Source organism: Celeribacter marinus, from assembly GCF_965656515.1.
In the GTDB taxonomy this organism is placed as follows: Bacteria; Pseudomonadota; Alphaproteobacteria; order Rhodobacterales; family Rhodobacteraceae; genus Celeribacter; species Celeribacter marinus_D.
Map to the genome: position 1 here is coordinate 1 of NZ_CBFHKW010000078.1, position 8165 is coordinate 8165.

Genomic DNA, 8165 nt, shown 5'->3' on the forward strand with positions numbered 1-8165 from the left:
CAACGGGTGTCATCGGCCAAACAATCCAATTCGGCCTCGCACATCCACGCAGGAGGCAACCCCGTAACATCGAGTGCGCCGAGATCACCGTATGGGGCCGCATCCGTGTCCTGACCGTTGAGATACCAATCCCAACACCGCTGCATGGCCTCGGTCGTCAGGCCGAACTCACCACCACCAAACTCCGCATGTGACCGCGTGTCGAATTTGGCGCGAAAACAGCCGTACCACAACAACAACGCCGACACGGCACCGTCCTGTCCCATATCGCGCAGCTTCGCCGCAACCGCCAAGCTGAGATTCGCACCTGCACTATCACCCGCCAACACGAGTTTCGCCTCAGGCCGTGCCGCACGGGTTTTTGCGACCAGATCCATCACATGATCAAGCCCCGCGGGGTAAGGGTGTTCAGGGGCGAGCGGATAGTCAGGGCCGAGAACCTCGTGGCCTGTGAGATACGCCAGATCGGTCATGACCGCGCCGTGAGTGATGCTATCGCAATTCACCCACCCGCCGCCGTGCACATAAATAATGACGCATGAGTGATCGAGACCCGTCTTGGGCGTGAACCGCCGCATCGCGCCCAACTGCGCCACCTCGACGTCTGCGGCATGACGCCCCACCAAACCGCGCCTCGCCTCGGTAGCGGCTTTGCGGATTGCGGGCATCGCCGCTTTTCTCTCATCGATAAAGCTCGCGGTGGAAAAGCGGGCTGCAATTTCCAATAAAGCAGGGTCGGGACGTTTGGTCATTGTGGCCTCCTGTTTTCACCGACAATCCACCGCAGCGCGTAAGGGCGCAAGAGGCAACAACTGCCACCGCACAAACACCAACACATCAGCTTTTTCTTGCGCGGGTGACGCAATCACCTTAATTCCACCCTTCAACGCAAATAAGAGCGGGATGAAACGGGCATGATCCAGACACCATACTACCTGATCGACAAAGAGCGGCTTTTGCCGAATTTGGAGAAAATCGCCCGTTTGCGGGAGCAGTCAGGGGCTAAAGCCCTCTTGGCGCTCAAGTGCTTTTCCACATGGCCCGTATTCGACTTTATGCGTGACTACATGGACGGCACCACGTCTTCTTCGCTCTACGAATTGCGTTTGGGCGCGGAAAAATTCGGCAAAGAAACTCATGCCTACTCCGTCGCGTGGGCTGATGATGAAATCGAGGACGCCGTACGCCATGCGGACAAAATCATCTTTAACTCGCTGGGCCAACTCGACCGCTTTTCTGCGCAATCCGAGCAGACCGCACGCGGATTGCGCCTTAATCCGCGCTTTTCCACATCGGGATTTGATTTGGCCGATCCTGCGCGGCCCTTTTCGCGCCTTGGCGAATGGGACATGGCACGACTGGAACAGGCCGAGGGGCGCATCAACGGTGTAATGATCCACTACAATTGCGAGAACAGCGACTTTGATCTGTTTTCTGCGCAACTCACACGGATCGAGGTTGAGTTCGGCGCGTTTCTCAAGCGTCTGGATTGGGTGTCGCTTGGCGGTGGCATTCACTTCACAGGCGATGATTATCCGCTCGACAAGCTGGCAGACCGGCTCAAGGCATTTTCCGATGCAATTGGTGTGCAAGTCTATTTGGAACCTGGCGAGGCGGCCATTACCCGCTCGACCACACTTGAAACTTCGGTGCTCGACATCATCGATAACGGCAAAAAAATCGCCATCGTCGATAGCTCTATCGAGGCGCATATGCTCGACCTGCTTATTTACCGCGAAACCGCCAAGCTACCTGCGCAAGGCCCGCACACCTATCAAATCGCCGGAAAGACCTGTTTGGCGGGGGACATCTTTGGGGATGCATCCTTTGACAAACCGCTCCAAATTGGAGACCGCGTCACCATTGAGGATGCCGCAGGATACACCATGGTCAAGAAAAACTGGTTCAATGGCCTCAAAATGCCAAGTATCGCCATCCGTGAACTTAACGGAACGGTTCGACTCGCCCGCGATTTCGGGTATGAAGACTTTGTCGCAGCTCTCGGTTAAGCTGCATATTCCATGTCCCAACCTCAGGGGGTTCTAGACAGTTGAAACGGAACGTTCTCATCATCGGCGCAGGTGGCGTCTCTCAGGTCGTGGCGCATAAATGCGCGCAAAACAATGACGTGCTCGGCGATATCCACATCGCAAGCCGCACGCAGTCCAAGTGTGACGACATTATCAGAACAGTGCATGACAAAAGTGCCATGAAAGAGAACGGTGTGTTGCGATCCCACGCCGTTGACGCGACCAAACCCGATCAGGTTGCTGCTCTTATTCGCGAAACAGGCGTCGAGATCGTGATCAATGTTGGTACAGCTTTCGTGAACATGCATGTGCTTGAGGCCTGCATAGAGACGGGCGTGGCCTACATCGACACGGCGATCCATGAAGAGCCGAACAAGATTTGCGAAACTCCACCGTGGTACGGAAACTACGAATGGAAACGCCGTGATCGCTGTGCACAAAACGGCATTACCGCCATTTTAGGAGCCGGCTTTGATCCCGGTGTCGTAAATGCATTCGCGCGGTTCGCGATTGACGAATACATGGACGAAGTCAAATCAATCGATATCGTTGACATTAATGCCGGAAGCCACGGCAAGTATTTCGCGACCAATTTTGATCCCGAGATCAATTTTCGCGAGTTCACCGGTGTCGTCTATTCATGGCAGGGCGGCGCATGGCAAACGAACAAGATGTTCGAAGTCGGCAAGGAGTGGGATTTGCCCGTGGTTGGTCCGTCCAAGGCCTACATGTCGGGTCATGACGAGGTGCATTCGCTCTCAGCCAATTACCCGCAGGCGGACGTGCGGTTCTGGATGGGATTTGGCGACCACTACATCAACGTGTTCACCGTCCTTCAGAACCTTGGCCTACTCTCTGAACAGCCTGTGACAACCGCCGAAGGTCTAGAGGTGATCCCGCTCAAGGTGGTCAAAGCGTGCTTGCCTGATCCGTCCTCCCTTGCGCCCGAGTATACCGGCAAAACCTGTATCGGTGACTTGGTCAAAGGCACCAAAGACGGTCAAGACGTCGAAGTGTTCGTCTATAATGTTGCTGACCACAAAGCAGCATATGAGGAAGTTGGCAGTCAGGGCATCAGCTACACCGCAGGCCTACCTCCCGTAGCCGCAGCGATGCTTGTGGCGTCTGGCGAATGGGATGCTAAAACGATGGTAAATGTCGAGGAGTTGGATCCCAAACCCTTCTTCACGATCCTTGACCGGATTGGCTTGCCTACGCGCGTACAAATCGGTGGTCTCGGCGGGACAGATCAGGCTTGGGACGCATAGTCACGCGACCTTTGTGCGCATGCGCGATCACACAAAGGCCCGTCAAACTATGACGCGTTCCGAGATTCGGGACATACAGAAGCCCCTGCGAAATTCTTCGCAGGGGCTTCTTGACTAATAAGGGTTATAATCGCCTTTCGAACTTTGGTCACAGGGGCCTGCCATGGACCAACCAAGGACGACAGAGCTCTTGGTGAGGGGCGGGTGCTTTGAGCACCAACCGGCTGGTCAGCTCGCTGACCGCTTCTTCGCCCTTCACCAAATCTAACGCTACCGCTGCTTTGAATTATGGATGATGTTGTTTCCGTCTCGACATCGTCGTTATCCGTCGTGATGAAAATCAACAGACAACGGGACATGAAAGAGGCACTCGTCAGTTCAACCTTCCCAAGCCTTAAGACGTGCAATCAAAACGCAGTGGATTAGCGCTTGTAAGCGCACGTGTGATTTTCGATTATGCTGATCATGGAAAGCAATGATTTTAAGAAGGACGGCAAACGTCAGGTGACGATGGCGGCGGTCGGGCGACTAGCTGGCGTGTCGCAGGTTACGGTGTCGCGTGCATTATCTCATCCTGATAAAGTCTCGGCGGAGACGTTGGGTAGGATCAATGACGCTATAAAGGTCACCGGGTTTGTCCCAAATGCACTGGCGGGTGCGTTGGCGTCCAAAAAGTCCAACTTGATATCGGCGCTCATCCCGTCTCTTACAAATATCGTTTATGCAACATTTATTACGGCTTTTTCAGAGAAGTTGCGCGAAAACGGCTATCAAATTCTACTGTCTGAAACGGGCTTTGAACCAGAAGCTGAAGAAGCGCTTGTTGCCACTCACTTGTCGCGACGCCCTGATGCGATTTTATTGACTGGTATTCATCACAGTGCGCGCGCACGTCAAATGCTATTGGGTGCGGGCATCCCGATTGTGGAAGTTTGGGACATTACCGATAGTCCGGTCGATATGTGCGTGGGGTTTGATCACGTCGAGGCGGGGCGGCACGCCGCAGAATTTTTGTTCGAACAGGGCAACACGCGTGCTGCGACCATTACGGCGAAAGACGAACGGGCAGTTCGGCGGCAATCGGCATTCGCCGATAGGTTTGAGCGTCTAACCAAAGGGTACGTTGCAGAGTCAAACACTGGCGGTCCGGCAAGCATTCGGGCGGGTAGGGATGCGTTGAGCGATCTTATCGACAACCATGGCCTCACGTCAGGGGCGGTTTTTTGTAGTTCGGATTTACTGGCACAAGGCGCACTCATTGAGGCACAGGCCCGAAGGATGCGTGTTCCTCAAGACATCTCGATAATGGGATTTGGCGATCAGGACTTTGCGCGTGATGTCGAGCCGTCGCTCACCACCGTTGCGATTGATCGCACACGCCTTGGTCATGTTGCCGCTGATGCATTGCTGGCGCGTATCAATGGCACGCAGCACCCCAAAACAGTCACAGATATCGGGTTCGAGATTGTGCGGCGTACGTCCGCATAGTGCTCGATTGTGTTGAAAAGCTCGATGTTTTGCCCTGTTGATGCTGGCTACTATGTTGATTTAATTTGTCTGTTCTTAACCAGCCTGCTTTTCACCCAGCGTGGTCCCATCGGCTTGAGCTTGGCGAGTTTTGGGCGGTTGCTGCTCGTGTGAATTCATCTTGGACCCCTTGCGGGCCGCGTAATCGGAGCCGGGGCAAGCCAAGGATGGTGTTTAGATGGAACAAATAACCCGTGCACAAGCCCTTCCTCGCCTAAACCTTGACCCGCGCCGTCAAACAGGCTTAACAACGCGCAACTGAAGTCAGGGATAGCAGATGATCACACTCAACGGCAAACGCGGGCTTATCATGGGCGTCGCAAATGAACGCTCCATCGCATGGGGTATCGCCAAAGCCTGTGCCGAGGCGGGCGCGGAACTGGCGTTCACCTATCAGGGCGAGGCCTTCGGCAAACGTCTGCAACCCTTGGCCGAGAGCGTCGGGTCCGACACTATGGTCGATGTGGATGTGACCAATCCCGCACAGATGGACGCGGCCTTCGCAGCGCTCAAGGACAAATGGGGCACGCTCGATTTCGTCGTGCACGCCATCGCCTATTCGGACAAGAACGAACTCACAGGGCGTTTTCGCGACACTTCCGTGGAGAATTTCAAGAACTCCATGCATATCTCGTGCCACTCCTTCATCGATGTGGCAAAACGCGCGGCGGAGATGATGCCGAACGGCGGATCGCTCATTACGTTGAGCTATGGCGGGTCGAACCGTGTGACGCCGAACTATAACATCATGGGCGTGGCGAAAGCAGCCCTTGAAGCTTCGGTGCGTTACCTTGCCAACGACCTTGGCCCCGAGGGCATCCGCGTCAATGCGATTTCCCCCGGCCCGATGAAAACTCTTGCCGGCGCGGCCATTGGGGGTGCGCGCAAAACATATCGCCACACCACGGAAAACGCGCCGCTGCGCTCCAACGCAACCTTGGAGGCCGTGGGGGCGACAGCCGTATATCTGAACTCTGATGGTGGTGCCTTCACTACGGGAGAGATCATTCGGGTAGATGGCGGTTTTCACGTGCTCGGCATGCCACAAGAAGACAACCTCTAACCCTTCATCGCATCCACATCATGCGCCCAAAAGCCCCGCTCTGTGCGGGGCTTTTTTATATGGCGAGACTAAAGATTAATGGCACCCGTCACAGCCCTCACAGGCCCGAGCCTTGTCTTTCATTGCTATGAATTTTTCGTCCCAGCTTTCGCCGTCACCGTATTCTAAAAAATGTTGGTACTGCTCATGACGGTCAGGCAAGTGGCGCGCATGTTTGATCGGACACCAATAGTATTCCGTGCGTCCTGCCACCTCACGCACATAGGCCAACAGACCGTTGCAATATCCGCAATAAACGCAGTTCAGCTTTTGCATAGCATTTAGGTAGCTCAATGTCTGGCGATCTATAGCGATGTAGGTTTTACGATCGACCTTCGGGATACCGTACACTGGAAAGCACAGGGCTTGATAGATCGTCACGAATACATCCAAGAGTAAAAACGGAATGATTAGAGCATAGATAAATGGCGCCGTGACGATTTCCCAAGGGCGCGCACGCCGTAAGAAAACCGACCACCGCACCTTTAGCTCGCGCCCCCTTTTTCGCGCTTCGTCCTCAAAAATGACTTTGCCGTTTTGATAGCTGTATCGGAACCGTTCTCGGGCTTGCGCTGCGTCTTGCTCCAATTGAGTTTGTAGATTGCGCCAATTTTCGCGCAGCTTTTCGACTGTATCGTTCATGAGTTTACGAGCCTCCCAACGTTGTCACTGGATCACAGGCAGCAAGTCCAATCAACAGTGCTAATTTAAACATCTTATGTAGACTATTGCGCCTTTGTTAACCAATTTGAAACACTGCGTTTTTAAGCATAATCTAGTGGTCTACTCGCTTGCAGGCCACAATCTCGCCACATTTCGACCCCAAATTCGACCAAATATGAATCTCTCAGACGTTAGGGTTCTTTAATGTCATTTCTACTGCTTTCCCTCGCCTTGAGCGCGTTTTCATTTCCTTTGCTCAAAGGTCTCTCACTAACTCATGGTCGCATTCAACCCTCAGGGTTCAATGGAGTGAGTGTGGTTGTTGGTTTCGGAATTACCGCAGTTGTCGCGGCAGCCACGTCACCGCTCATGGCGGTAGCGTTCATTTTGGCAGTATTGATGCATGATATAGGGGCAGCGTTGGCATGTCGGTTTATTGGTCATGATGTGGCGCGTGTGCGCCTTGTTCCAATTCCGTATTTCGCCGCACCTCGATCCGACCGTCACTTTGATACCGCACTCGAAGAAAGCTATGTCGCACTCTACGCCCCCGCACTCGCCATTGCTCCGATGGTGTTGTGCTTTGCGTTATTTCACACTTTGGCGGCGCCATTTCCGGCAGCTGCCAACATATTTCGTGCGACGGCTATTATGATTGGGGCATTTAATTTTGTGATGCTCCTTCCGTTCCTGCCCTTTGGTGGCGGACATGTCGTGCGCGCAATTTCAGAAGCATTTTGGCCACGCATGGGCACCGTAATCACCGTATTTATGACAGCCGCATTCTTTTCGGCAGCATTAAAGGACGGATCAGTTGCAATGCTCATTCTCACGGGCGCCGGCCTACAAAGCCTCATCCATAAACGCCGCCAAAAGTTGCTGACACTGTCAATCAACCAAGCCCTGTTGGTCATGCCGACTTATGCCTTTATTCTATGCGTCCACTTCACTGGCGGGTGGTGGCTATTGAACAGTTTAATGTAGCGGTAATCCCCCCTAAAATTAGAGGTGATGGATTAAGCTGGTCGCTGCAACACAGTATAGAATTCTTGAATTTGGAGGACTGTGTTGATGACTACTCTGCCCCCTAAAAACTGGACCATTTTGAATTAGAGTTTCCGACTGCTACTTTCCTGGCTGGAAGAAGGAGTGGACGCGATGAAAGCATCCAAATTTACGGACGCGCAGAAGGCGTTTATTGTTAGGCAAGGGAATGAAGGGACTACGGTTGCGGAGATTTGCCGCAAGTCGGGAATTAGCCCTGCGACATATTTCAACTGGAAGAAGACGTATGAGGGGCTGATGCCGTCAGAGATGCGCCGATTGCGCGACTTGGAAGACGAGAACAATCGATTGAAACGGATTGTTGCTGATCTAACCTTGGATCGTGAGATGTTGTGAGGCACGTTATCAAACGAAAGCTCTGAGGCCCGCTGCCCGACAGGGTATTGCGCAGCAATGTCCCGAGAGGGGGATCGAAAGCTCGAGCTTGTCGATGGGATGTGTGTCGATTGGCGTGTATCGATCCGTAAAGCGTGTGGCGCTTTGCGGTTTGATTGCTCGACCTACCATTAC

7 protein-coding genes and 1 pseudogene are annotated in these 8165 nt (G+C 53.6%); 6 read left to right on the forward strand and 2 right to left on the reverse strand.

Annotated elements, in window-relative coordinates; translation table 11 throughout:
- Window positions 1-752: alpha/beta hydrolase fold domain-containing protein (locus ACTG34_RS12725; protein ID WP_439105260.1), on the reverse strand; the 752-nt coding region annotated here is incomplete at its 3' end.
- 162 nt (window positions 753-914) lie between these two features.
- On the opposite strand from ACTG34_RS12725, the gene nspC reads away from it, so the two are divergent.
- From nspC to ACTG34_RS12745, 4 genes are all read left to right on the forward strand, one after another.
- Window positions 915-2009, forward strand: a complete 1095-nt coding sequence (gene nspC / locus ACTG34_RS12730; protein WP_439105261.1) for a carboxynorspermidine decarboxylase — start codon at window positions 915-917, stop codon at window positions 2007-2009.
- A 41-nt stretch (window positions 2010-2050) separates the two neighbouring features.
- Window positions 2051-3298, forward strand: a complete 1248-nt coding sequence (locus tag ACTG34_RS12735) for a saccharopine dehydrogenase family protein (RefSeq protein ID WP_439105262.1) — start codon at window positions 2051-2053, stop codon at window positions 3296-3298.
- A gap of 465 nt (window positions 3299-3763) precedes the next feature.
- The gene (locus tag ACTG34_RS12740; RefSeq protein ID WP_439105263.1) at window positions 3764-4786 is read left to right on the forward strand and encodes a LacI family DNA-binding transcriptional regulator; all 1023 of its coding nucleotides are present in this window, start codon (window positions 3764-3766) and stop codon (window positions 4784-4786) included.
- Window positions 4787-5102: 316 nt separating this feature from the next.
- Window positions 5103-5888, forward strand: a complete 786-nt coding sequence (locus ACTG34_RS12745) for an enoyl-ACP reductase FabI (protein ID WP_439105264.1) — start codon at window positions 5103-5105, stop codon at window positions 5886-5888.
- Between the two features lie 75 nt (window positions 5889-5963).
- Here ACTG34_RS12745 and ACTG34_RS12750 read toward each other — a convergent pair whose 3' ends face one another.
- Complete coding sequence (locus ACTG34_RS12750) at window positions 5964-6569, reverse strand: hypothetical protein (protein WP_439105265.1); 606 nt, start codon at window positions 6567-6569, stop codon at window positions 5964-5966.
- A gap of 225 nt (window positions 6570-6794) precedes the next feature.
- Here ACTG34_RS12750 and ACTG34_RS12755 point away from each other — a divergent pair, with 225 nt between their 5' ends.
- Window positions 6795-7574, forward strand: coding sequence for a hypothetical protein (locus ACTG34_RS12755; protein WP_439105266.1), 780 nt, complete (start codon window positions 6795-6797; stop codon window positions 7572-7574).
- A gap of 174 nt (window positions 7575-7748) precedes the next feature.
- Window positions 7749-8165: pseudogene (locus ACTG34_RS12760) on the forward strand (transposase); the annotation flags it as partial.